At 41.2% G+C, this 22,423-nt stretch carries 25 protein-coding genes and 2 pseudogenes; 17 read left to right on the forward strand and 10 right to left on the reverse strand.

Annotation, left to right across the window (positions count from 1 at the left end):
- From I595_RS11375 to I595_RS17655, 5 genes and pseudogenes are all read left to right on the forward strand, one after another.
- On the forward strand, window positions 1-870 hold the full coding sequence (locus tag I595_RS11375; protein ID WP_054559557.1) for a pirin family protein: 870 nt from the start codon (window positions 1-3) through the stop codon (window positions 868-870).
- A complete protein-coding gene (locus I595_RS11380) occupies window positions 851-1,201 on the forward strand; it encodes an OsmC family protein (protein ID WP_054559558.1) in 351 nt (116 codons plus the stop codon). Before I595_RS11375 ends, I595_RS11380 begins: the two co-directional genes overlap by 20 nt.
- Window positions 1,202-1,351: 150 nt before the next feature.
- A complete protein-coding gene (locus tag I595_RS11385; protein WP_245628276.1) occupies window positions 1,352-2,380 on the forward strand; it encodes a transporter substrate-binding domain-containing protein in 1,029 nt (342 codons plus the stop codon).
- Window positions 2,381-2,529: 149 nt separating this feature from the next.
- Window positions 2,530-3,300, forward strand: a complete 771-nt coding sequence (locus tag I595_RS11390) for a mechanosensitive ion channel family protein (RefSeq protein ID WP_245628277.1) — start codon at window positions 2,530-2,532, stop codon at window positions 3,298-3,300.
- A gap of 27 nt (window positions 3,301-3,327) precedes the next feature.
- Window positions 3,328-3,612, forward strand: a pseudogene (locus I595_RS17655) (mechanosensitive ion channel family protein); the annotation flags it as partial.
- A 21-nt stretch (window positions 3,613-3,633) separates the two neighbouring features.
- On the opposite strand, the gene I595_RS17750 reads toward I595_RS17655, so the two are convergent.
- Window positions 3,634-3,984, reverse strand: a complete 351-nt coding sequence (locus tag I595_RS17750) for a tyrosine-type recombinase/integrase (protein ID WP_262485540.1) — start codon at window positions 3,982-3,984, stop codon at window positions 3,634-3,636.
- Between the two features lie 51 nt (window positions 3,985-4,035).
- Window positions 4,036-4,236, reverse strand: a pseudogene (locus tag I595_RS17755) (phage integrase SAM-like domain-containing protein); the annotation flags it as partial.
- A 99-nt stretch (window positions 4,237-4,335) separates the two neighbouring features.
- Here I595_RS17755 and I595_RS11400 point away from each other — a divergent pair.
- Entirely contained in the window at window positions 4,336-4,563 is a 228-nt protein-coding gene (locus tag I595_RS11400) for a hypothetical protein (protein WP_054559561.1), read from the forward strand.
- Here I595_RS11400 and I595_RS11405 read toward each other — a convergent pair.
- The 3 genes from I595_RS11405 to I595_RS11415 all read right to left on the reverse strand — a co-directional run bounded on the left by I595_RS11405 (window position 4,560) and on the right by I595_RS11415 (window position 7,163).
- Window positions 4,560-5,459, reverse strand: a complete 900-nt coding sequence (locus I595_RS11405) for a universal stress protein (RefSeq protein WP_054559562.1) — start codon at window positions 5,457-5,459, stop codon at window positions 4,560-4,562. The genes I595_RS11400 and I595_RS11405 overlap by 4 nt on opposite strands.
- A 212-nt stretch (window positions 5,460-5,671) precedes the next feature.
- Window positions 5,672-6,361, reverse strand: coding sequence for a Crp/Fnr family transcriptional regulator (locus I595_RS11410; protein WP_054559563.1), 690 nt, complete (start codon window positions 6,359-6,361; stop codon window positions 5,672-5,674).
- A 70-nt stretch (window positions 6,362-6,431) separates the two neighbouring features.
- On the reverse strand, window positions 6,432-7,163 hold the full coding sequence (locus tag I595_RS11415) for a Crp/Fnr family transcriptional regulator (protein WP_083467589.1): 732 nt from the start codon (window positions 7,161-7,163) through the stop codon (window positions 6,432-6,434).
- Between the two features lie 57 nt (window positions 7,164-7,220).
- Here I595_RS11415 and I595_RS11420 point away from each other — a divergent pair, with 57 nt between their 5' ends.
- From I595_RS11420 to I595_RS11470, 11 genes are all read left to right on the forward strand, one after another.
- A complete protein-coding gene (locus I595_RS11420; protein ID WP_054559565.1) occupies window positions 7,221-9,608 on the forward strand; it encodes a heavy metal translocating P-type ATPase in 2,388 nt (795 codons plus the stop codon).
- 59 nt (window positions 9,609-9,667) lie between these two features.
- Window positions 9,668-9,862, forward strand: a complete 195-nt coding sequence (gene ccoS / locus I595_RS11425; RefSeq protein ID WP_054559566.1) for a cbb3-type cytochrome oxidase assembly protein CcoS — start codon at window positions 9,668-9,670, stop codon at window positions 9,860-9,862.
- Window positions 9,863-9,864: 2 nt separating this feature from the next.
- On the forward strand, window positions 9,865-12,075 hold the full coding sequence (gene ccoN / locus I595_RS11430; RefSeq protein WP_054559567.1) for a cytochrome-c oxidase, cbb3-type subunit I: 2,211 nt from the start codon (window positions 9,865-9,867) through the stop codon (window positions 12,073-12,075).
- 84 nt (window positions 12,076-12,159) lie between these two features.
- On the forward strand, window positions 12,160-12,336 hold the full coding sequence (locus I595_RS11435) for a cytochrome c oxidase subunit IV (protein ID WP_054559568.1): 177 nt from the start codon (window positions 12,160-12,162) through the stop codon (window positions 12,334-12,336).
- A gap of 11 nt (window positions 12,337-12,347) precedes the next feature.
- Window positions 12,348-13,307 (forward strand): cbb3-type cytochrome c oxidase N-terminal domain-containing protein, encoded by a 960-nt coding sequence (locus I595_RS11440; RefSeq protein WP_054559569.1) that lies wholly within the window; start codon window positions 12,348-12,350, stop codon window positions 13,305-13,307.
- 84 nt (window positions 13,308-13,391) lie between these two features.
- Window positions 13,392-14,801 (forward strand): cytochrome c oxidase accessory protein CcoG, encoded by a 1,410-nt coding sequence (gene ccoG, locus I595_RS11445; RefSeq protein ID WP_054559570.1) that lies wholly within the window; start codon window positions 13,392-13,394, stop codon window positions 14,799-14,801.
- Window positions 14,802-14,880: 79 nt separating this feature from the next.
- The gene (locus I595_RS11450; protein WP_054559571.1) at window positions 14,881-15,327 is read left to right on the forward strand and encodes a FixH family protein; all 447 of its coding nucleotides are present in this window, start codon (window positions 14,881-14,883) and stop codon (window positions 15,325-15,327) included.
- Between the two features lie 126 nt (window positions 15,328-15,453).
- Window positions 15,454-16,176: a sulfite exporter TauE/SafE family protein gene (locus tag I595_RS11455; RefSeq protein WP_054559572.1), complete on the forward strand. Its 723-nt coding sequence runs from the start codon at window positions 15,454-15,456 to the stop codon at window positions 16,174-16,176.
- Between the two features lie 128 nt (window positions 16,177-16,304).
- Complete coding sequence (locus I595_RS11460; protein WP_054559573.1) at window positions 16,305-17,720, forward strand: MBL fold metallo-hydrolase; 1,416 nt, start codon at window positions 16,305-16,307, stop codon at window positions 17,718-17,720.
- Window positions 17,721-17,990: a heavy-metal-associated domain-containing protein gene (locus tag I595_RS11465; RefSeq protein ID WP_054559574.1), complete on the forward strand. Its 270-nt coding sequence runs from the start codon at window positions 17,721-17,723 to the stop codon at window positions 17,988-17,990.
- A gap of 48 nt (window positions 17,991-18,038) precedes the next feature.
- A complete protein-coding gene (locus tag I595_RS11470) occupies window positions 18,039-19,307 on the forward strand; it encodes an acetyl-CoA hydrolase/transferase family protein (RefSeq protein WP_054559575.1) in 1,269 nt (422 codons plus the stop codon).
- A gap of 25 nt (window positions 19,308-19,332) precedes the next feature.
- Here I595_RS11470 and I595_RS17760 read toward each other — a convergent pair whose 3' ends face one another.
- The 5 genes from I595_RS17760 to I595_RS11490 form a co-directional block, all read right to left on the reverse strand.
- Entirely contained in the window at window positions 19,333-19,467 is a 135-nt protein-coding gene (locus I595_RS17760; RefSeq protein WP_262485537.1) for a hypothetical protein, read from the reverse strand.
- 347 nt (window positions 19,468-19,814) lie between these two features.
- A complete protein-coding gene (locus I595_RS11475; RefSeq protein WP_054559576.1) occupies window positions 19,815-20,315 on the reverse strand; it encodes a hypothetical protein in 501 nt (166 codons plus the stop codon).
- Between the two features lie 43 nt (window positions 20,316-20,358).
- Window positions 20,359-20,916: a tetratricopeptide repeat protein gene (locus I595_RS11480; protein ID WP_054559577.1), complete on the reverse strand. Its 558-nt coding sequence runs from the start codon at window positions 20,914-20,916 to the stop codon at window positions 20,359-20,361.
- A 19-nt stretch (window positions 20,917-20,935) separates the two neighbouring features.
- Window positions 20,936-21,970 (reverse strand): hypothetical protein, encoded by a 1,035-nt coding sequence (locus I595_RS11485; protein WP_054559578.1) that lies wholly within the window; start codon window positions 21,968-21,970, stop codon window positions 20,936-20,938.
- The gene (locus tag I595_RS11490; protein ID WP_054559579.1) at window positions 21,967-22,374 is read right to left on the reverse strand and encodes a hypothetical protein; all 408 of its coding nucleotides are present in this window, start codon (window positions 22,372-22,374) and stop codon (window positions 21,967-21,969) included. Before I595_RS11490 ends, I595_RS11485 begins: the two co-directional genes overlap by 4 nt.
- Window positions 22,375-22,423 lie beyond the last annotated feature (49 nt).

The raw sequence follows: 22,423 nt of genomic DNA on the forward strand, positions 1-22,423 counted from the left end.
ATGTCAAACATCAGTACCATAATACCGGAAAGAGCAGCCGATATCGGTAATTTTCAAGTAGGTCGTTTATTGCCCTTCAGAAAAAAGAGGATGGTAGGGCCATTCGTATTTATAGACCATATGGGTCCGGCAGATATGGCAGAGGATGAAAATCTGGACATTGCACCGCATCCGCACATTGGTCTTTCCACACTTACCTTTTTATTTGAAGGCAGCGTAATGCACAAGGATAGTTTGGGCACAGAAATAGAAATAAATCCTGGTGCGGTAAACTGGATGACCGCTGGTAAAGGAGTAGTGCATTCTGAACGTACGCCAGAACGTCTGCGAGGTAAGAAAAAATCAATTCACGGTCTGCAAATATGGATAGCCTTACCCAAGGAGTTGGAACAAATGGAACCAATGTTTCATCATACCGAAGCAGACAAATTACCCACTTGGACGGATGATGGCTTAACTTATAAATTGATTGCAGGAAAAGCATTTGGGAAAGAGTCGCCAGTTCCTGTACATAGCGATTTGTTCTACATCGAAATAAAAAGCACCAAAAGACAAGTAGTGGATTGTGGTGGCGGGTTATTTGGCGAAAGCGGTCTGTACATCTTAGAGGGCGCAATGTATAGCGAAGGACATACCTACGAGCCTAAACAATTATTAGTAGCCAAAGAAGCTACCCTTTGCGCTTTTGAAATGGAAGCGAACTCTACCATCTATATTTTTGGAGGTACACCATTCCCAGAAGGAAGAACCATCAATTGGAACTTCGTATCGTCAGATAAAGCCCTTATCGATAAAGCACGCAAAGATTGGATAGCCCAACGTTTCCCGAAAGTTCCTGGGGAAACTGAATTTGTACCATTACCTCAATGACCCAGGTATTAATAAGAAATATGTTAGCGTCACAATAGGCGCACAAAAGTATAAAACCGAAATACAAGCCAAAAACCAGATCATCATAGCAGATGAACCTGTTGAAGTAGGCGGTCAAGACTTAGGTTTTACTCCTGCTGAATTATTAGAAGCTTCACTGGCAACCTGTTCTGTGATGGCCATTCGTATGTATGCAGATAGAAAAGAGTGGAATTTACAAGAGGCCAAAGTAAACGTGAGTTTTAAACGAAATATCAAAACGCATTTGGTCGCCTTCAAAAAGGAAATTGAAATCATCGGAGATTTAACAGAAGAGCAGCGTTCACGGTGAGAAAAAATAGGTAAAAAATGCCCGATTGTAAAAATTATTAAAGGAGATGTCGCGGTCGAATCTAAATTATTATGGCAATCATAGAAGCACTCCCTTATGTATTTTAAACCATTCTATTTTTTATTCTTGATAGTCTTATCGGCTAATTTGATGTTTTCCCAAGCGGGTATTGAAGATTCATCTTCAAAGACTTTTATTGTAGGTGTTGCAGGTAGCGAACCCTTCGCTTTTCCTGAATCTGAATTTGGTATTTCTATTGATATACGGGAAAAAATCGCAAAGGACAGTTCGTGGACATACAACTATACCAATTTTTCAAATGTTGATAATGCGTTAGATGCCTTAGAAAAAGGAAATATTGATGCAGTAATAGGCCCTATTACCATTAGGGCACACCGTATGGAAAGATTTGCGTTCTCCCAGCCTTTCTACAACTCAAGTATTCCAATATTATCAAGGATTGAAGATGAGAGTATCTGGCAAGGAATCAAAGGACTTTTCAGTTTTAAGTTATGTATGGTAATAGGAATCTTTCTTATAATTCTTGCCATTGTAAGAACGTTACTTTGGCCGGCCGAAAGTAAAAAATCACCAGACCAGTTTTCTGAAAAACCACTAGAAGGAATTGGTACAGGAATGTGGCTTGCCATCGTCACAATGAGCACAACGGGCTATGGAGATAAAGCGCCCGTTACTTTAATGGGCAGAATTGTTGCAGGCTCTTGGATGGTCATATCCTTACTATTTGCTACGACGATGATAGCTGGGATTGCGAGTACTTTAACACTTTCTAACGTAGAAAATACGGTTGTTTCAAACATAGAACAGCTATCAGGAAAAAATACAGCTACGATTTCTGGTTCACTTTCACAGGAATTTTTAAGAGAGAAAAATGCCAAAGTGAATCTGACCAATAATCTTAAAGAAGCTATTGAAAAGCTTGAAAGCAAAGAGGTAGACGCGGTTGTTTTTGACCGACCACAGTTACTTTATCATTTAAAAGAATACAAAAATGAAAATCTATACATCAGTAAAGCTGAGTATTTTAAACAAGGTTACGGTTTTGCCTTTCCACTAGAATCACAACTGGTTAGAGATGTGAATTTAGAATTATTAAGGCTGTCAGAAAATCAGGATATTGAAACCATTGTGAATACCTACATCCAGAAAGATGAATAGCGGTACTCGATTAAGAATATTTAAGTACGCTTTCGCGAAATCGAGCCTGCGAGTTTCACGACTGAAAGGAGAATGCAATGGTAAATCGAGCCTGCGAGCTTCACGAGATAATCGAGAGCGAAGCGGTAAAGCGTAACATATAAAACCATATGAAAGAATTTTTAGAATTACATAAACACGACATCATTTTTGGAATTATAGTGATAGCCGCTGTAATCATCTTAAGAGTGCTCACTAACAAATTACTGAACTGGCTGTCTAAAGAGAAACAAAGAAAATTCCCATTAGATACTATAAAATCTATACAGATATTAAAGCGTATTCTAAATATGCTTTGGGTTGTATTAGGCCTTATAGCTTTAGCTTATTTAGTCGTAGATGAAAGTCAGCAAAGCAATGTTATTGACGATTTCAAAAAAGTACTGTACATAGGGATTGTATTGTCACTAACCATTATTGCCGCTTCTACGGCAAACATCTGGTTCAAACACGAAATTCAAAAAAAGAAAGAAACTCAAGAAGACCCTACGAGTATTCAGTTTTTGAGATATGTTGCTCTTGTAAGTATTTATTTTATTGGTGGCGTTCTGTGTTTATTTGCTTTCCCGTCTCTTAAAGGCATTGCTCAAACTGCCTTAGGTGGCGCTGGCATTATCACTATCATAGCAGGTTTTGCCTCACAAGAGGCACTATCTAATGTCAAAGGTGGTGTTTTTATAATCATATTTAAGCCTTTTAAAGTGGGACAACTTATTAAAGTAACGGACACCATGGTGGGAAGAGTCACAGATATCACATTAAGACATACTGTGATACGCAATTTTGAAAATAAGATGATTGTCATACCCAACTCAATTATAAACAAAGACAGACTAATCAATTATGATATGGGCGAGCTTAAATGTTGCGAACGCATTTAATTAAGCGTATAGTATCATAGCGAACTTGGTTTAGCAAAGAAAGTAATGCAAGAAGAATGCGAGAAGCATCCGCTACTTATTGAAAATCGTGCAGAACAGGATATTGAGGAAGGCAAACCTTTAGTTAAAACCGCAGTAGTTGCCTTAAACGAATCTGCGGTAATTGTTAGAGCGTGGACTTGGGAGCGCAATTATAGCGATAGCTTTCAGCTTAAGATTGATGTATTAGAAAGCGTGAAAAAACGCTTTGATAAGGAAGGTATTACGATACCATTTCCATCTAGAACTGTGGTTATGCAGGAGAATAAATAGGGCGTCTGTTTTCTAGCGTAATTAAAAATTCACAACACTATCCAACGCATCGTCAGCTTCTTTGTGTATGAAGTTTTGATACTTAATAGTGGTCTTTAAATCGCTATGTCGATATAGTTTTTGCAACATCAAAGGATGGATAGCATCACCAGCAATATTTCCAAAAGAATGGCGGGCAATGTGCATCGTCACTTTCTTGGTGATGCCTATTTTCTTTGTTAGGCTTTTTAGATGTTTATTGAATTTACTCGTCGCCACCTTAATCTTATTGTAAACATCCTTTGGGTTGTTTAAGTCAGCTTTCTTCATTTCAGGAAAAATGAAATCATTGGCATCAGATTTTTGGTGTTCATACTGAAGAATAATCTGCATTGCTTTTTCTGGAAATTTAATCTGTAAACCACCTTTACCAAATGAATAGAGGTCTTTGCTAATCACCTTATCTACTATTGCACGGTTAAATATTAATCTAATTAGGACCATTACATTCAATGCAGAAGTTTCGGTCAATTTCTTTTCGCTTATTAAATGAATTCTAAATCTTTTAAGAAACCTAAGATTAATCTCTTGAAACCTCAGTTCTTGGGACTTATGAAATCCACTGATATAGGTAGCAACCGCTGAATCTGTCGTAAGCCTGGTAACAGAATTACACTGTTAATCTTTCCTAAAAACTATTTTTGTTTATCATTTTATTATAAATTGTTAAACAAAATAAAGCTTATGAAGCCTTCTGCAATGGGCATGGTTGCCTTTACTACTTTTTTACTGGTTTTATTGACCATTATGGTCAGCATGAATTTTCCATTTAATTGGGTGTTTTACCTTACCGTTTTTGGACAGGTCATGATTGTTTACATGGTCTACAAAGTACTTACGGATAAGTATACTACGGACAAGACTTTTGAGGATTTTTACGAAGACAACCCCATAGGCCGCCAACAAGACTAGGCTTCCTGCATTTGGTTCTTTTGTTCTATCCTTCTATGGGCTGCCATTCCCAATTCTGGAATTACCAGTAGTGGTATCTGGGTATGGAACGCAGTCCGTTTTACAATGGGTTCCCGCGTCATACGCTCCATATAGCTATGCTGGTAGTTGAGCATGGCCAATAGATGGATATCCAATTCTTGGGAGAAAACGTCCAAGGTATGGGATACGGAGTTTAATTCAGAAACCGTATGCACATAATGCTCCACATTGTCCAAATACTTGCGCAACATGTTTAGATTAAACAATTGAAGCTCCGTTAACGCCTTAATTTCATATTGTACATGTACAATACGGATAGTGGCTTTAAAGGACTTGGCCAGTTGTAATAGTGGCAAAAGTTCAGATTTGGTGTAAAAACGATTGAAATCTGTTGCAAAGGCAATCTCAGTAGGTGTCTCAAACCTAAAGTTCTGTGGTATCGCCAATACCGGACATTTTTTTGTGTTCTTGATGATACGCACCGTATTACTCCCCATAAACACCTCGTCCATCCCAGACGCCCCCTTGGTACCGGTTACAATTAAATCCATATGATATTCATCTACCATATCTTTAACCTCCTCTACCAATAGGTTAAAGGAAGAAATAGGCGTAAAACAGTGTTTTTCATTTTGGAATTCCTTCTTTATGCGTTCCATGGTTTGGTGAAGCCCCTGCACGGAATTCTCCCTGATGGCATCTTCTATGCGCACACCATTGATCATGGGCGCCATAAACCTACTGCTCGGTATCACCGGGGTGTACGTATTCAATAGATAGAATTGACATTCGTCATTCCTGAATAATTGCATGGCGTAGTCAATGGCATTCCATGCATTGTCAGAAAAATCCGTGGGTATTAATATACGTTTCATCCCAATTTAGTTTTGATGGGATAAAAGTAGGGAGGCATTAACCGTAATACTATGATATATATCAGGTTTTGGGATTTGTTTTAAAAACCAAGCAAAAGAAAAACAACCAAATGGTCATAGCTAGGTTAGGTCTTAATCACTGGATAACCACCTATACTGCGCTATGTGGGTATCCGTTTTACAAAGAATACCAAAGCTAAAACCCTTCGTAGCTAAAACCCTTCGGCCAAATCTTGTAATTTTCGCTCGTCCACAATACCTATTTGTTTACCAGAACTGCGAATCAAACCTTTCTTTTTAAACTCTGAAATGATTCTAATGGCAGACTCCGTGGCCGTGCCAACTACATTGGCAATATCTTCACGGGATAGTGTAAGCTTTAAAAAACCCTCCTCGGTTTCGCCAAAATTATTTTTGAGGTACAAGAATGCCTCGGCAATACGTTGTTTTACCGTTTTCTGGGACATGTTTACGATAACGTCATCTGCCTCTTTAAGATCGTGTGCCATATGGCGGAGCACTTCCATGGTGAAATTGGGATTCTTTTGTAGTGTGGTCGCGATGCTGTCCTTGGGTATAAAACAGACTTCCATGTCACTGACGGCAACGGCAGAAAGGTTGGATGCCTCTTCTGCAATGATGGCACGTTGTCCCATGACCTCCCCTTTGGTGGCCAACTTTACAATTTGGTCCTTTCCGTTGGGGCTAAGCTTTGATAATTTGGATACCCCACCACGCACGCAATAGACGCCATTAAGCTTTTCCCCTTCTTCAAAAAGGGCTTCCCCCTTTTTTAATACTTTGGTTGTTTTGGAATCGGAGACTTTCTTGAGCTCTTCCTTACTCATTGCACGTAGGCTGTTAAATTGCCTTACAATGCAGTTTTCACACCTTTGTTCCATTAATGATAATTTACCTGACTTTATAAAATTAAGATTTCTATAAGTAAAACAACCTATAAAATTTCAGGTTTTAAGAAAAGCGCTTTTCAAGTGCAGCGGTAGAGATGATTTTGATTCTGGTTTTACTTGTTGATATCAGATTTTGGCTTTTAAACTCCTTTAAAATATTAATAATATATTCTGGAGAAGTGCCAAGTATGGCAGCCATATCTTCCCGTTTTAGCTGTAACGCCAGTTCTCCATCGGTATTTATACCAAATTTATCGTTCAGGTATAACAATAAGCTGGCCAGTCGTTGCCTAATGCCCTTACTGCTGGAGAAAAGTACCCTACTGTGTTCACTTTGGTTCAAATCATCGGTCAATGCAAATAATAGCTGTTTGCAAAACTTTGGATTTTCATTTATGGCCTTTTGGATGACACCCCTATCCATGGCCCAAAACCTACTATCCTTAAGCGTTCTTGCAGAGACCTTTGCTCCTTGGTGGGAAATTAGGGACCGTTTTCCCAATAGTTCTCCCTTGCCCAACAGTTTTAGGATATGCTCATGTCCAGCGGTATCCATTTTACTGAATTTACAGGCGCCATCTTCCAAACAATACAATTTGGTAAGTTGTTGGCCTTCTTTAAAAACCATACGTCCCTTGGGGATGAAAATGAATTGTGAACCATCTTTCAATTGTTGCAGCATACTACTGTCCAACGACTTAAAATCGTTTAGTTGCGGTGCTTTAATGGTCTCACATTTTTCCATGTCACAAAGATAAAGGAGGCTTTTTTCCAAAAAGCTGACAATTATCATATTCTGTTTTTTCTTAGTTGGTCACCTTTGCGTAAGGTATGTTAATGTAAATGTGTGATGAACAACGATCAATGTTATCATTGTGGGGAACCCAATGCAAAAACCAAAATTGTTTTTGATGACAGAACCTTTTGTTGCCATGGGTGTAAAACCGTGTATGAAATATTTAGTACCAACGATTTAGGCTATTATTATCAACTGGAACAAAATGCGGGCGCAACCCCAGACCCCATAACGGGTGCCTATGACTATTTGGACAATGTGGATATCATTTCCAAATTGGTATCGTTTGATGAGGACGGTGTTCAAGTGGTAAATCTTACCATACCCCATATTCATTGTAGCTCTTGTATCTGGGTACTGGAAAACCTAAATCGTCTGCACAATTCCATTAAAAATACCCAGGTAGATTTTCTAAAAAAGAAATTAAGGGTCACCTATGCTACAGAGGATTACAGTTTAAAAGAGCTGGTGACCTTATTGGCAAGAATTGGGTATACGCCCAATATTTCTTTAAAGGATTATGAACAAAAGAGCGCAACGGTAGACCGCAGTCTCATCTATAAATTGGGAGTGGCCGGTTTTGCGTTTGGCAATGTTATGCTTCTATCGTTCCCTGAGTATTTTGAGGTGGAAGAGTTTTGGTTGGAACAGTATAAGGTAGTGTTCCGCTGGTTAATGTTGGTTTTCTCCTTGCCCGTTGTGTTTTATGCGGCAAGCGGATATTTTGTTTCGGCATATAAAGGTCTAACATCCAAAATGTTAAATATTGACGTGCCCATTGCCTTGGGTATTTTAGCGCTGTTCTTACGTAGCGCCGTAGATGTGGTGTTCGATTTTGGCAGTGGCTTTTTTGATAGCCTTACCGGCTTGGTCTTCTTTTTGTTGATAGGACGATTTTTTCAGCAGAAAACCTATGGGTTCCTTTCTTTTGAAAGGGATTATAAGTCCTATTTCCCTATTGCAGTCTCTAGACTACAACAAAATGGGAATGAAGAAAACATCCAAATCTATGAGGTTGAAAAGGGCGATAAACTTTTAATTCGGAACCAAGAGATTCTGCCCGTTGATTGTGTCTTGCTATCGGGTGGGGCCAGGATAGATTACAGCTTTGTTACCGGAGAGTCCCAACCGGTGCGCAAGGAAGCTGGGGACAAACTGTTTGCTGGGGGCAAGCAAATTGGGGGCGTGCTTAAAGTAGAGGTATTAAAATCTGTTTCGCAGAGTTATTTGACCCAATTGTGGAGCAACGCTGCTTTTGCGAAAAATAAAGCCTCGGATTTTCTAACCATCACGGATGGGATCGGCAGGCGGTTCACTTGGGCCGTTTTGTCCATCGCTTTTGTGGCCATGGCATTTTGGCTCTTTTACGATGCCACCAAGGCCATTAACGTTTTTACCGCAGTGCTTATCATTGCTTGCCCCTGTGCCATTGCGTTGGCGGCACCATTTACCTTGGGGAACCTCCTCCGGATTTTTGGAAAGCATAATTTTTATGTAAAGGATACCAATACCTTGGAACGCTTGGCACAAGTGCAAACGGCTATTTTTGATAAAACGGGTACGCTTACCTCCGCCTCGGAGAATACCATTTTCTACGAAGGTATTGAGCTTTCCAAAGAAGAATCGTCCTTACTTAAAAATACGTTGCGCGGGTCTAACCATCCGTTGAGCCGATCACTTTATGAACTGCTTGATGCGCATGAGATAAAGACCTTGGATGAGTTTCAAGAGCAAACGGGCAAAGGCGTGTTGGGCAGGCATGACCAGCATTCCATTAGGGCAGGATCAGCACCATTTGTGGGCACTGAACCGGACAGCAACAGTTTTGATACTGCCGTGTACATCAGTGCGGACGAGCTTTATAAAGGAAGATTTGTCTTTAAAAATAAGTATCGCAAAGGAGTGCGGGAAATGTTTGTGGAATTGTCCAAAAACTATTCGCTGGCTGTGCTTTCTGGGGACAATGATGGCGAACGTGAAAAATTGGCACAACTCTTACCCCTAACGGTGCCCATGCACTTTAACCAAAGACCGGAAGATAAGCTGGCCTTCGTGGAGAAACTTCAGGAGACCAAAAAGGTATTAATGGTGGGAGATGGTTTAAATGATGCAGGAGCCTTGGCACAGAGTGATGTGGGCATTGCCGTTTCAGAAAATGTCAATGTGTTTTCCCCAGCCTGTGATGCCATTTTGGATGCGGGCCGCCTGGCGGACCTGGCACAGTTTTTAAGATTGTCCCGCAACGGTATCACCATTATTAAAATGAGTTTTGTGCTATCGCTCTGCTATAACCTTGTAGGCCTATATTTTGCGGTTACTGGGCAGTTACGACCAGTGATTGCGGCAATTCTAATGCCATTGAGTTCCATTAGCATTGTGGCCTTTACCACATTGGCCACCAATTTTTTGGGAAATAAATTAAAAAAACAAGTCAAAACCTGATAAATGTCATTTTTTACGGATAACCAACAAATTAATTTTACATCCAAATTCAGGTAGGTATGAGTGTGATTTATGTGTTACTGACCATCAGTATATGTGTCGCTTTGATTTTTTTTATCGCTTTTGTCCTTTCCGTACGGTCTGGGCAATATGATGATGCATATACCCCATCGGTCCGCATGTTGTTTGAGGACGAACTCGTTGCACCAACACCAAAAGAAAATAACAACCAAAACAATAGTCAAACAGAGTAATTATGGAAGTACAGCAATTTCAATACGATAATAAAATCGTACAAAAGTTTCTATATGCCACCATGCTTTGGGGTGTTGTGGGTATGGTCGTGGGGCTGCTCTTGGCCTTTATGTTCCTGTTCCCCAATATAACAGACGGCATTTCGTGGTTAAGCTTTGGTCGTTTAAGGCCATTGCATACCAATGCGGTCATCTTTGCCTTTGTGGGCAATGCCATTTTTGCAGGGGTATATTACTCATTGCAACGTTTGCTCAAAGCGCGGATGTTCAATGACCTTTTGAGCAACATTAATTTTTGGGGTTGGCAGTTGATCATAGTTTCCGCAGCCATTACCCTTCCCTTGGGGTATACCACATCCAAGGAATATGCAGAACTGGAATGGCCCATTGATATTGCCATTGCCCTTATTTGGGTGGTGTTCGGTATCAATATGATCGGAACCATTTTAAAGAGGCGTCAACGTCACCTGTATGTGGCAATCTGGTTCTACCTGGCCACGTTCGTAACCGTTGCCGTACTTCATATTTTTAACAGTTTGGAACTGCCCGTATTGGCAGCAGGCCTTAAAAGTTATTCGGTCTATGCTGGGGTACAGGATGCCTTGGTACAGTGGTGGTACGGGCACAATGCAGTGGCATTTTTCCTGACCACGCCGTTTTTGGGGCTCATGTACTATTTTGTGCCAAAAGCCGCTAATAGGCCGGTATACTCCTACAGACTTTCCATTGTTCACTTTTGGTCATTGATATTTATTTATATCTGGGCAGGACCACACCACTTGTTGTATTCCTCCTTGCCAGATTGGGCACAGAATTTAGGTGTGGTGTTCTCCATTATGTTGATTGCGCCATCTTGGGGCGGTATGATCAATGGCTTATTGACCCTCAGGGGCGTTTGGGACAAAGTACGGTCAGACGCTACCCTAAAATTTATGGTGGTCGCCATTACAGGATATGGTATGGCCACGTTTGAGGGCCCCATGCTCTCCCTAAAAAATGTAAATGCCGTGGCACACTTTAGTGATTGGATCATTGCACACGTGCACGTTGGTGCCCTGGCCTGGAACGGATTTTTGACCTTTGGTATGATCTACTACCTCGTACCTAAGATGTGGAAGACCACTCTGTATTCCAAAGGATTGGCCAACCTGCATTTCTGGATCGGAACCTTGGGCATTATCCTATATGCCTTACCTATGTACGTTGCCGGATTTACCCAGGCTTTAATGTGGAAAGAGTTTAATCCAGATGGTACCTTGGTCTACGGGAACTTCTTGGAAACCGTGCAGCAGATCATCCCTATGTACTGGATGCGTGCCATTGGGGGTACCATGTTTATCGTGGGGATGCTCATCATGGTCTACAATGTAATCATTACCATTAGAAAAGGTAGTGCCATCACGGATGAGATGGCAGAGGCCCCAGCCTTGGAAAGGGTATCCAAAAGACGGGTAGCCGGGGAGACCTTCCATACTTGGTTGGAAAGAAAGCCGGTCCAATTAACACTACTGGCCACCGTAGCTATATTAATTGGGGGTATCATTCAAATTGTGCCCACAATTTTAGTAAAATCCAATATCCCTACCATTACCAGTGTAAAACCTTATACCGCCTTAGAGTTGGAGGGTCGTGACCTTTACATCCGTGAGGGTTGTGTGGGCTGTCATTCGCAAATGATCCGTCCGTTCAGGAGTGAGGTAGAGCGTTATGGGGAATATGCCAAGGCAGGAGAGTTTGTTTATGACCATCCGTTCCTTTGGGGAAGTAAAAGAACTGGTCCAGACTTACTGCGGGTTGGTGGCAAGTATTCAGATAATTGGCACTTAAACCATATGTACGACCCGCAGAGTACCTCTGCCGGATCTATTATGCCGGCCTATCAGTGGTTGGTACAAAATAAACACGATCGATCCAGTACGGAGGCCAAGATGGAAGCCATGGTATCCCTTGGTGTGCCCTACACGCCAGAGGATATTGCCAATGCACAAGAGGCAATGGCTGCGCAGGCCACACAGATAGAGAAAAATTTATACAATGACCCAGAGTTTGCCAAATCTTATGAAGCGGATAAAAAATACGCGCAGGAAAACGGTGAGGAATTTGTGGAAATGAGAGATCGGGAGATTGTATCCTTGATTGCTTACCTGCAAAGATTGGGTACGGATATCAAAGTTAAAAACACAGATGGGTTACTGTCTGAAAACAAAGAATAAATAAGAACCATGACCATAGGACCAAGGAAGAAAACCAGAGACTTCTTGCCCCTTGGAACTAAGGTTTAAAATCTATAAAAAACGATGTTGAAATTCATAAAAGGCCATATGGAGAGTATTGATGGGGTCGCAACTTATCCCATGATATCACTGCTCATCTTCTTCTTGTTCTTTAGCCTGCTTTTTTGGTGGGTCTTTACAGCGAGCAAGTCACATATAAAAGAAATGGGGGAATTGCCTCTGGATAATGATAACCAATAAAACCTAAAATTATGTTTACTAGAACGCCCTGGTGGATCCGTATTCCTGTTTTGTTCTTCTTGGTCTTTGGCCTTATGGAGTACTTTATAGATTCCGGTGTGCAGCCCGCCATCATTAAATACCCCGCAACGCAGTTGTTTATGTTGTTGGTGCTCCTAATCTTAGTGGCCATTGAGCTTATTCTAAAGGCCATAGAATCCGTAATGTTTAGAACCTTGTCCCCCCAGGCACAAGAGCGATATTTGGCGGCCAAGGACAAAAAGTACGAGTGGGAGTGGGGCAAGGCCATGTATGCCAAATTAACCCGTACCAAGAAAATTGAAGAGGAGGGTGAAATTATATTAGATCACAATTATGATGGTATCCGCGAGTTGGATAACGTATTGCCCCCATGGTGGGTCTATATGTTCTACGCAACCATATTGTTTGGTGTGGTCTATTTGGTAAGGTTCCATGTTGTTGATGATTATACCCAGGCCGAAGAATATGAGATTCAGGTAGCAGAGGCCAAAATTGCCATTGAAGAATATAAGAAGACCGCCAAGAACCTTTTTGATGTCAATACAGTAGAGTTGTTGACAGATGCTTCCGATCTTAAGGCAGGAAAGGCCATTTTTGAAACTAGTTGTGTGGCCTGCCACATGGCAGATGGTGGTGGTGGTATTGGCCCCAATCTTACCGATGCAAATTGGATATTGGGCGGGGGTATTAAAAATGTATTCAACACCATATCCGAAGGTGGGCGTGATGGTAAGGGAATGGTAGCCTGGAAACAGAGTTTAAAACCATTGGAAATGGCGCAGGTGGCCAGTTATGTGCTTCAGTTCCAAGGCACGACCCCGGCCAATCCCAAGGCGCCCGAGGGTGATGTTTGGGTAGATCCAAATGCACCTAAGGAGGAAAAAGCAAAGCAAACAGAAGAGGCTCCAGTAGAACAGGTATCCGATTCTACTACGGTAGCCATGAATTAGAGGAAGTATTGGGCTGTTTCCGAGTCGTTAACAAAGTGCGGTTAGAGTTCAACTAAATAAAACAGCATAGCATTACCAAAGCATATGGACGATAATTTTAGGGATTCCATAGGCACTATAAGTGCAGAAGGTAAGCGGGCGTGGGTATTTCCCAAAAAGCCGAGCGGGCGTTTTTACGAATATCGGAAATACGTAAGTTATGTGCTCTTATTGTTTTTGTTTGCGTCACCATTTATAAAGATCAACGGACACCAGTTTTTGTTGTTCAACGTGCTGGAAAGAAGGTTTAATATTTTTAGCTTTCCCTTTTGGCCCCAGGATTTTCACTTAGTGGTGATATCCATGATTATTGCAGTGATCTTTATTGCACTGTTTACGGTGGCCTATGGGCGTATTTTTTGTGGATGGATGTGCCCACAGACCATTTTTATGGAGATGGTCTTTCGTAGGATAGAATATTGGATAGATGGGGACCGTGGCGCACAGATGCGATTGGACAAGGCGCCTTGGAATGCTACCAAGATTAAAAAACGAGCCTTAAAATGGACGGTCTTTTTTATCATCTCCTTCTTTATTTCCAATGTGTTTTTGGCTTACCTGATAGGAAGTGATACGCTTATCCAATATGTGGTTGATGGACCTATGGCACATTTGGGCACCATAGTGCCACTATTGATTTTTACGGCAGTGTTTTATTTTGTATTTGCCTGGTTTAGGGAACAGGTATGCATCATTGCCTGTCCTTACGGTAGGATGCAGGGAGTGCTGTTGGATGATAAATCCATTGTGGTAAGCTATGACCATAAAAGGGGTGAAGGGGACAGTGGTAGAAAGAAATTCCGAAAGAATGAAGATCGGGACGCCTTGGGGCATGGTGACTGTATTGACTGTTTTCAGTGCGTGAATGTTTGCCCTACGGGCATAGATATCAGAAATGGGACCCAATTGGAGTGCGTGAACTGTACGGCCTGTATAGATGAGTGTGATGACATCATGGAAAAGATTGACAAGCCCAAGGGGTTGATCAGGTATGCCAGTGAGGATGAAATCAACAATAAATCAAAATTTACCTTTACTGCTCGTATGAAGGGCTATACGGCCGTTTTAATCATACTTACAGGAGTTTTGGTGGCGATGCTCTTCATGAGGAATGAAATTGAAGCCAATATATTTAGGTTGCCGGGGCAGCTGTATGAAAGAAAGGCCGATAACATATTGAGCAATGTATACACCTATAAACTGGTCAACAAAACTTTTGAGGACATCAATGAAGTCAGTTTTAAACTATTGTCCCACAAAGGGGAAATAAAAATGGTTTCCCAAGATACCTTTGTGGTACCGGCAGAAGCATTGGCAGAAGGTACGCTGTTCATTGAGATAAACGCATCCGCATTAAACGGTGATAAGGATAAACTGGAAATAGGAGTGTATAGTAAAGGTAAGCTTATAGAGAAAACGGTGACCCAGTTTTTGGCACCACGGAGTTATCATTAAAATAAATTAGAAAAAGCCATAGGACAGGTGTCCAGTTTTGTATTGGAACTTAAAATAAACAAGGTTAAAAAGCTATAAAATGAAAGTAAATTGGGGAACAGGAATTGTGTTGGCATTTATAGGATTTATCTCCTTCATTCTTTATTTCGTAGTCCGCATGGGTATGGACGATCGTGCCAACCATGATTTGGTTACGGACAGCTATTACAAAAAAGAGCTTGCCTATCAAGATGAAATAGATGCAGAGGCAAATGCCGCGGCCAATAATGCCCAATTAACAATTAAAAAAATGGAGGAGGGCGTTAAGGTCTTTTTTCCAAAGGAATTTAATACAGATAAAATCACTGGTAAAGTGTCCCTTTATAGACCGTCGAACAGGCATTTGGATTTTAACTTTCCTATAAGTTTGTCCAAAACACATTTGCTCATACCTGACAATCGCCTGCTAGACGGTCGGTGGGACATTACCATTGAATGGAAATACAAGGGTAAAACCTTTCTTCATAAAGAGAAGATAAGTTACTGATTAGGGCTTGTGCAAAGCAAGATTTTAAACAACTAAATTAGTTTTGTTTGATCTTATGTTGCGTTTGTATCCTTTTTGTGGGAAAACATAAAACAATTTATAAATATTTAGGATCTGCTTATTCATATGTTACTATCCGCTCTGGTTTTGGGTACTTTAGGTTCACTGCATTGTTTGGGAATGTGCGGTCCCATTGCTTTTATGTTACCATTGGATAGGGAACGCAAGTCCAAAAAGCTATTGCAGTTGGGGATGTACCATGCCGGCCGTTTAGTTTCTTACAGTGTATTGGGTCTTTTGTTTGGCAGTATTGGTAAAGGTCTTTACCTCTTTGGTTTTCAGCAAAAGCTATCTATTGTCATGGGACTTCTTATGATTGTGCTGGTATTGGTGCCCGCCGCCCATCTTAAAAAAATCAATTTGGCAAAACCCATCTATCAACTGATATCAAAAGTGAAATCCAGACTTGGCCAGGCTCTAAAAAAACGAACCCCGGACACGTTTTTGACCATAGGTTTCTTGAACGGGTTTTTGCCCTGTGGCCTTGTTTATATGGCCTTGGTTGGGGCCATAGCCTTTGGGACTCCACTAGGGGGTGCACTTTACATGCTGTTATTTGGATTGGGTACCATACCTTTAATGACTGGTGCCGTAGTTTTTGGTTCCCTTTTTAGGGGGCAGATATCTACCAGGGTAAAAAAGGCCATACCGGTTTTCGTGGTCTTGATCGGGGTGCTTTTTATTGTACGCGGATTGGGATTGGGGATTCCCTATGTATCTCCCAAGGCACCGAATGCAACGGAAATAGTTGCTGCGGATATGGAGTGTCATCAACTGCCAAAGCATTAGCCTTGTCTTAATGGATGGGCTGTTTTGTGGGTACAAAAGGAAGGAATGAGCATAAAAGGTTGCCACTTAAGAAATAAAGATTTTGATAACAGAAATTCTAATCGTAACGAAGGAAATACCATTTTAGAATGAGGATTCAACAAATTTATACCGGTTGTTTGGCGCATGCCGCCTACTACATTAGTAATAAAGGGGAAGCGGCTATTTTTGACCCCTTACGTGAGGTACAGTCCTATATAGACAGGGCAGAACATGACCAATGCAAGATAAAATACGTCTTTGAGACCCATTTCCATGCAGATTTTGTGAGTGGCCATCTAAACCTACAAGAAGAAACCGGTGCCACTATAGTTTTTGGTCCAACGGCAACTCCGGATTATGACGCCCTTATAGCAAAAGACGGTCAGGAATTTAAGGTTGGGGATTATACCATTAGGGCCATACATACCCCTGGGCATACCATGGAAAGTACTACCTATTTATTGATTGATGAAAACGGCAAGGAACATGGTTTAATCACGGGAGATACCTTGTTTATTGGTGATGTGGGCAGACCGGATTTGGCGCAACATGTCGCTTCAGAACTTACAGAGGAAAAGTTGGCTGGGCATTTATATGATTCCCTAAGAAATAAGATCATGCCCTTATCAGACCACCTGGTGATCTATCCCAATCACGGGGCAGGTTCTGCCTGCGGTAAAAAAATGAGTCAAGAAACTACGGACACCCTGGGCAACCAAAAACGTACCAATTATGCGCTAAGGGCAGATATGACCAAAGAAGAGTTCAAAAAGGAAGTCTTGGACGGACTTACGACGCCACCCTTGTATTTTCCCCAAAATGTAATGATGAACATAAAGGGGTATGACAGTGCAGAGGTGGTAATGCAACGCGCTATGACCCCCTTGAACACAGAAAATTTTGAGGCCGTGGTAGAAGGGATACATGCCTTGGTGCTGGATACCAGAAACCCAGAGGATTTTGCCAAGGGCTTTATTCCCAATAGCATCAATATTGGACTAAACGGAAGCTTTGCCCAGTGGGTAGGGGAGCTCATACCGGATGTAAAACAAGAAATGGTTTTGGTTTGTGAGCCAGGGACAGAGATAGAGGCCGTAACCCGCTTGTCCCGCGTAGGCTATGATTATGCCCTAGGCTTTCTGCTCGGTGGATTTCAAAGTTGGAAAGATAGTGGTAAAGACTACGACTCCTTGGTGCGAATATCCAGTGAGGAATTTGAAAAAGCCTATAAAGATGAAGGTCCATTGATCATTGATGTTCGCAAGAAAAGTGAATTTGATGCCCAACATGTCATAGGTGCCCTGAACATTCCTTTAAACTCCATAAATAACCGCTTGGATGCCTTTCCAGAAAACAGGTCCTTTGTGCTACATTGCGTGAGTGGTTATCGCTCAATGATTGCGGCATCCATCCTAAAACAAAGGGGTTGGCACAATTTTGTTGATGTCAGTGAAGGATTTAACGGAATAAAAAAACGAAAAGTAGCCCTTTCCCCATTTAAAGAACCCCAATCCTTGTTGTAGATGGAACACCAAATTACGGTACAGAACTTAAAATGTGGAGGGTGCGCCACTACCATTATCAAAAGATTAAATGGTATGGTGGGGATTTCCAATGCAACGGTCTACGTCGCGGATTCCTTGGTCAGTTTTGATTGTCAAAATAAGGCAGATATCCCGCAGGTAGAAAAAGCTTTGCAGTCCTTGGGCTATCCTAAAATGGATGCCCACAATCCCTTTACGACCAAGGCAAAATCTTTTTTAAGTTGCGGAATTGGGAGGATGACCCATTAAAACATCAAAAAAATAAGAAAATCAAATTCAAATTCAAAAGAAATAGTAGTGAAAATAGTAGCCATAGATGAAGCCGTAAAAATTGTGAAATCTGGTGACAGGGTCTTCTTTCAAGGAGCGGCCATGACCCCCAATGAATTGATAGATGGTTTATGTGACAGATACAAAGAATTAAAGGATATAGAGATTGTTTCCATACACACAGAGGGAGATGCAAAATATACGCAAAGGCCTTACAGCGGCACCTTCCATCTTAACTCCTGCTTTGTGGGCGGTAACGTGCGCAAGTTTGTGAATACCCCGGAGGGGGATTACATTCCTATCTTTTTAAGTGAAATACCGCGACTGTTCTATCAGAATATTTTGCCCTTGGATGTGGCTTTTGTTCAGGTGTCGCCGCCGGACAAACACGGCTATTGTTCATTGGGGGTTTCTGTGGATGTTGCCTTACCGGCGGTAAGAACGGCCAAGAGGATTATTGCCCAAATTAATCCCTCAGTACCCAGGACGCACGGCACTGGAATGGTACATATTGATGAAATTTCGTTTGGCGTAGAGGTAGACAGGCCCATACATGAGCACCTGCCAACGGTTGTTGGTGATATTGAGGGTAAGATAGGTGAAAATGTTGCCTCTCTGGTTGAGGATGGAGCCACCCTGCAAATGGGAATTGGTAGTATACCAGATGCTGTTTTGGCCAATTTAGGGAACCATAAGGATTTGGGCATCCATACGGAAATGTTTTCGGACGGTGTATTGCCGTTGTTGGCCAAAGGCGTAATCAACGGTAAACAGAAAGCCGTAAAACGTGGCAAAATCGTAAGTTGTTTTGCCGTTGGTTCACGCGCGTTGTACGATTTTATAGATGACAACCCCATTTGTGATTTTAGGGATTCTGCCTACACCAACGATACGGCCAGAATAAGGCGTAATCCCAAGGTCACCGCCATTAATAGTGCCATAGAAATAGACCTTACCGGGCAGATATGCGCGGACACTTTGGGTACTTTTCAGTTTTCTGGGGTAGGTGGCCAAATGGACTTTATACGCGGTGCATCCCTTTCCCAAGGCGGGAAACCCATTTTTGCCATGCCATCGGTCACTAAAAAAGGGGTGTCAAAAATAACTCCGGTGCTCAACACGGGAGCGGGAGTTACCACCACTAGGGCACATGTACACCATGTGGTGACAGAATTTGGTGAGGTAAACCTGTTTGGGAAGAGCCTGCAACAACGGGCCAAAGCACTCATTTCCATTGCACATCCAGACCACCAAGAAATGCTGGAGAAGGCAGCCTTTAAGCGGTTTAAGGGTTAGGTTAAAGAGATGGTTAACCCAAAATTCAAAAAAGTTGTAGCAGTGTTGCCTCAAAATATATGATAAGCTCATTTATGGGTAAATCTTTTCTGATGGGCAGCATACCTTGGCGTTTTTTAAGCGAACCTTTAACTTGAATATTCTTGATATTTTTGGGCATACCCAACATTGGTATTTTGATGATGTTGTCCTGGCAGGGCCTCTGTTAAGAATGGACCGGAACCCGCAATCGAAGTCTTTCTATCTAAATGGCTGACAGTTCCGGCCCTCAGCATACAGATTCAAGTAACATATACCACTTTGATTGGGTGATAAAAACCAAAAAAGGGAAAACCTCCTAAGAAGCTTCCCCTTAATGGAACTCAGCTAATCCCCCGAATAGCCGAGGTCTGTTTTATAAATCATTTGGTTCCTGAAGAAGTACCAGTATTGCTTCATTAAGCGAGGGGTATAACGACAACATTGTAATAAATTAGTAAGGTGTATTTTGGCAAGTATTAGATTTTCTTATTCAAGTTTGATAGAAGTTACTATTGTTTCTGCCGAGCCAATTTTTAAGCTAGTTATTGGTGAGTCTACTTCAATTTCCAAGAGGTTTGATCCAGAATCTAAAGCTGTTCCTTTTACTTCGGTTACTATTTGATTTTCGTTAAAAACTTGGATATCTAAACAATTGCTACAATTATTGAATAAAGAAATTGTCATCTTCGAAATCCCTGTTGTATCTGTTAAATCCAGTTCTAATGTGCTAAAATCGCCGTTTTCACTGGGAAAAGCTAGTAGTATACCAGCTATACCGCTGCTAGATTCCGCTCGTTCAACGCGGAACATAAAACCCTGGAGCATAAACATTGTGTCTTCCCTAGTCACATTGGCCTCTGCTAAGTTTAGTGTAACCGGTTCAAAAATCTCAACAGTTGTGTCGTCATTATCATCCGAACAAAGCGATAAAGTCAAAGCTAATATGCAAGTGAGTAAAAGTTTCACACCATGTGTAAAGTATTTCATAGTTTTAATTTTTAAAAAATTTTAGGTTCTATAAATTCTGACTTTAAAAATTATCGCAGTATTTCCAACCGTTGCTGGTTTTGGAAAACTGTAGTTTTTTGACCCAAAACTCGGTAGGGTCCTTTTTTGAGAAGATGGCGAAAGGGGTAATGTCCACTGCCTTAAAATTGACTTTAACCTCTGCCGTGTTGGTTGCTGGGGTTTCGTGAACCTCAAGCACTTCGCCCACCTCGTATTGAAAGGTTTTGGCTGTGGCATTCCCTTCTTTTTCAGGTACTTCCTCCATAAACTCCAATGATTTCTCGGTAAGTTTTATAGCATACTCCTTACTGCCTTTTTGCCAACCTTTGGTAATTTCTCTAACCAGCTCCATTTCTAAATAGTCTTCGTCGGCGAGTTTTAAGTACTTCTGCAACAGTTCTTGGTCATAATCTTGTTTGGTAAAGGTTGCCTTACCGATTCTAAACCTTGCTGTTCTTTGTTCTGGGTTGGCAGCTAGACAGTCTGTAACAATATCTTCCGCCTTGGAATTGCTTAAATTGTCTGATCCGCAGGAAGTTAAAAAAGAGATTACCAGGAAGAGTAGAAGGTACTTTTTCATAATAGCTTGGTTTAAAGGTTTATGCGCTTGGCTTTTCTATAAATTGTATTTCACCTATTTTGTCCTCCGGCTCTGGATATGCTTTGCTGGACCTAAAAAATTCTATTTTTTTTAAGGCTATTTCAAAATTGTAGGGCCTTTTTTCCACAGCAGGGATGCCCATGGAATAGGTGGTTTTGGTAATCAATTGAAATGGTGGATTCTTGTTGTATTCGTTTAAGGACCCATAGTGTTCATAAATGGCCTTGGCCTTTTTTGGGGACATTGGTATAAAGTGTGTGACTGACCTGCGCAACCTATTACCCGTAGCCTGTACCCTTGCATTGCCGCTACCCACTTTCTTGGTATTGGAGATGTAATATCTAATTTCTAGTTGCTCTGTGTCAAAGTTATAGTTTTGTATGGTTGAGGTGCTTATACTGTAAGACTCAAGGTTATCCGTTTTGGCTTCCGCTATCATATTTTTAAAGGATTCAAAGTTTTCGGAAACTAAGTTTTCCCGTATTTCTTTTAGCTTAAAAACATTGTTTTTGTAGGTTTTGATATCCGTGTTGCCATGGTACAGGCTATAATAATATTCAAACGGTGAGAGGAACGGACTAGGTATAAAAGAAGCGCAGCAGCTGGCGATGTTGATGCGTTCCCCACCGTTCTTGTAATTTCCCTTTCTGGTTTCGCCAAACGTTTCTTTATAATCAAACGACCAGCACAATTTGGTGGCGGCCAAAAAGCGCTCATGCTCTTCCACATTGTAGCCTGTAGAAAGATTGTACATGGGTATACCGCTGATAAACTGCACGTCCATGTCTAAATTGTCCCTAGTGGTCCCTTTAGGGGCTTTGTTTTCCGTTTGGGGTTCTGCTTCTAAACTGTTTTTTTCCTCCAATACAATATCGGCCTTGTTCATCAACTTATCATATTCAGACGCTCCGGTATTGCTTTTTTTGCTGTCTTTGCAGGATATCACAAATCCTAAGAGTAGGAGTGTTAAACTTAATGAATTGATCAAAATGTGGTTGTATCTGGAGAAAATATCTTTCAAGAATGCCATCATGATGTGCTGTTTTTGGAGATAATCTTTAAATACAGCAGTACCTTTAAGGCTATTTGGGCAAGTTCCCTAAATAAGCCAAATAATAAAGGGTAGAAATAGGTAGCTACCAGAATACCAATAAATATTTGAAAACTTTTGTACGGTGCTTGGATAGCCGCGAAAAAGGCTGCTAGAATGCCAATAGGATAGGAGATGACTATGATAGCGTCAAAGATGCTAACATACCAAATGTATAGGGGAAACTCCCCGGAAAGGTTGCTCTCCTCTGAATCAGCTGACCGGGAATTAGATAATGCAAAGAGCGCATTTTTATAAATGTTAAACGGTATGGTTAAAGGCTTCAGAATAAGTAGCTCCAATATTCTGAGCAGGACTTTTGTAAAGTCTAGGTTCTTGAAGTTCATATTTAGTTCAATGAAAATATTGGCATATATTATCTACTTTCGCTTTAAA

Origin of the sequence: Croceitalea dokdonensis DOKDO 023 (assembly GCF_001306415.1) — a bacterium.
In the GTDB taxonomy this organism is placed as follows: domain Bacteria; phylum Bacteroidota; class Bacteroidia; order Flavobacteriales; family Flavobacteriaceae; genus Croceitalea; species Croceitalea dokdonensis.

Excerpts from the sequence above, each read along its gene's own strand:
- I595_RS11375 (WP_054559557.1), top strand. The coding sequence starts at position 1 with ATGTCAAACATCAGTACCATAATACCGGAAAGAGCAGCCGATATCGGT.
- I595_RS11385 (WP_245628276.1), top strand. The coding sequence starts at position 1,352 with ATGTTTTCCCAAGCGGGTATTGAAGATTCATCTTCAAAGACTTTTATT.
- I595_RS11390 (WP_245628277.1), top strand. The coding sequence starts at position 2,530 with ATGAAAGAATTTTTAGAATTACATAAACACGACATCATTTTTGGAATT.
- I595_RS17750 (WP_262485540.1), bottom strand. The coding sequence starts at position 3,984 with ATGCAGATTATTCTTCAGTATGAACACCAAAAATCTGATGCCAATGAT.
- I595_RS11400 (WP_054559561.1), top strand. The coding sequence starts at position 4,336 with ATGAAGCCTTCTGCAATGGGCATGGTTGCCTTTACTACTTTTTTACTG.
- I595_RS11405 (WP_054559562.1), bottom strand. The coding sequence starts at position 5,459 with ATGAAACGTATATTAATACCCACGGATTTTTCTGACAATGCATGGAAT.
- I595_RS11410 (WP_054559563.1), bottom strand. The coding sequence starts at position 6,361 with ATGGAACAAAGGTGTGAAAACTGCATTGTAAGGCAATTTAACAGCCTA.
- I595_RS11415 (WP_083467589.1), bottom strand. The coding sequence starts at position 7,163 with ATGATAATTGTCAGCTTTTTGGAAAAAAGCCTCCTTTATCTTTGTGAC.
- I595_RS11420 (WP_054559565.1), top strand. The coding sequence starts at position 7,221 with ATGAACAACGATCAATGTTATCATTGTGGGGAACCCAATGCAAAAACC.
- ccoS (WP_054559566.1), top strand. The coding sequence starts at position 9,668 with ATGAGTGTGATTTATGTGTTACTGACCATCAGTATATGTGTCGCTTTG.
- ccoN (WP_054559567.1), top strand. The coding sequence starts at position 9,865 with ATGGAAGTACAGCAATTTCAATACGATAATAAAATCGTACAAAAGTTT.
- I595_RS11435 (WP_054559568.1), top strand. The coding sequence starts at position 12,160 with ATGTTGAAATTCATAAAAGGCCATATGGAGAGTATTGATGGGGTCGCA.
- I595_RS11440 (WP_054559569.1), top strand. The coding sequence starts at position 12,348 with ATGTTTACTAGAACGCCCTGGTGGATCCGTATTCCTGTTTTGTTCTTC.
- ccoG (WP_054559570.1), top strand. The coding sequence starts at position 13,392 with ATGGACGATAATTTTAGGGATTCCATAGGCACTATAAGTGCAGAAGGT.
- I595_RS11450 (WP_054559571.1), top strand. The coding sequence starts at position 14,881 with ATGAAAGTAAATTGGGGAACAGGAATTGTGTTGGCATTTATAGGATTT.
- I595_RS11455 (WP_054559572.1), top strand. The coding sequence starts at position 15,454 with ATGTTACTATCCGCTCTGGTTTTGGGTACTTTAGGTTCACTGCATTGT.
- I595_RS11460 (WP_054559573.1), top strand. The coding sequence starts at position 16,305 with ATGAGGATTCAACAAATTTATACCGGTTGTTTGGCGCATGCCGCCTAC.
- I595_RS11465 (WP_054559574.1), top strand. The coding sequence starts at position 17,721 with ATGGAACACCAAATTACGGTACAGAACTTAAAATGTGGAGGGTGCGCC.
- I595_RS17760 (WP_262485537.1), bottom strand. The coding sequence starts at position 19,467 with ATGCCCAAAAATATCAAGAATATTCAAGTTAAAGGTTCGCTTAAAAAA.
- I595_RS11475 (WP_054559576.1), bottom strand. The coding sequence starts at position 20,315 with ATGAAATACTTTACACATGGTGTGAAACTTTTACTCACTTGCATATTA.
- I595_RS11480 (WP_054559577.1), bottom strand. The coding sequence starts at position 20,916 with ATGAAAAAGTACCTTCTACTCTTCCTGGTAATCTCTTTTTTAACTTCC.
- I595_RS11485 (WP_054559578.1), bottom strand. The coding sequence starts at position 21,970 with ATGATGGCATTCTTGAAAGATATTTTCTCCAGATACAACCACATTTTG.
- I595_RS11490 (WP_054559579.1), bottom strand. The coding sequence starts at position 22,374 with ATGAACTTCAAGAACCTAGACTTTACAAAAGTCCTGCTCAGAATATTG.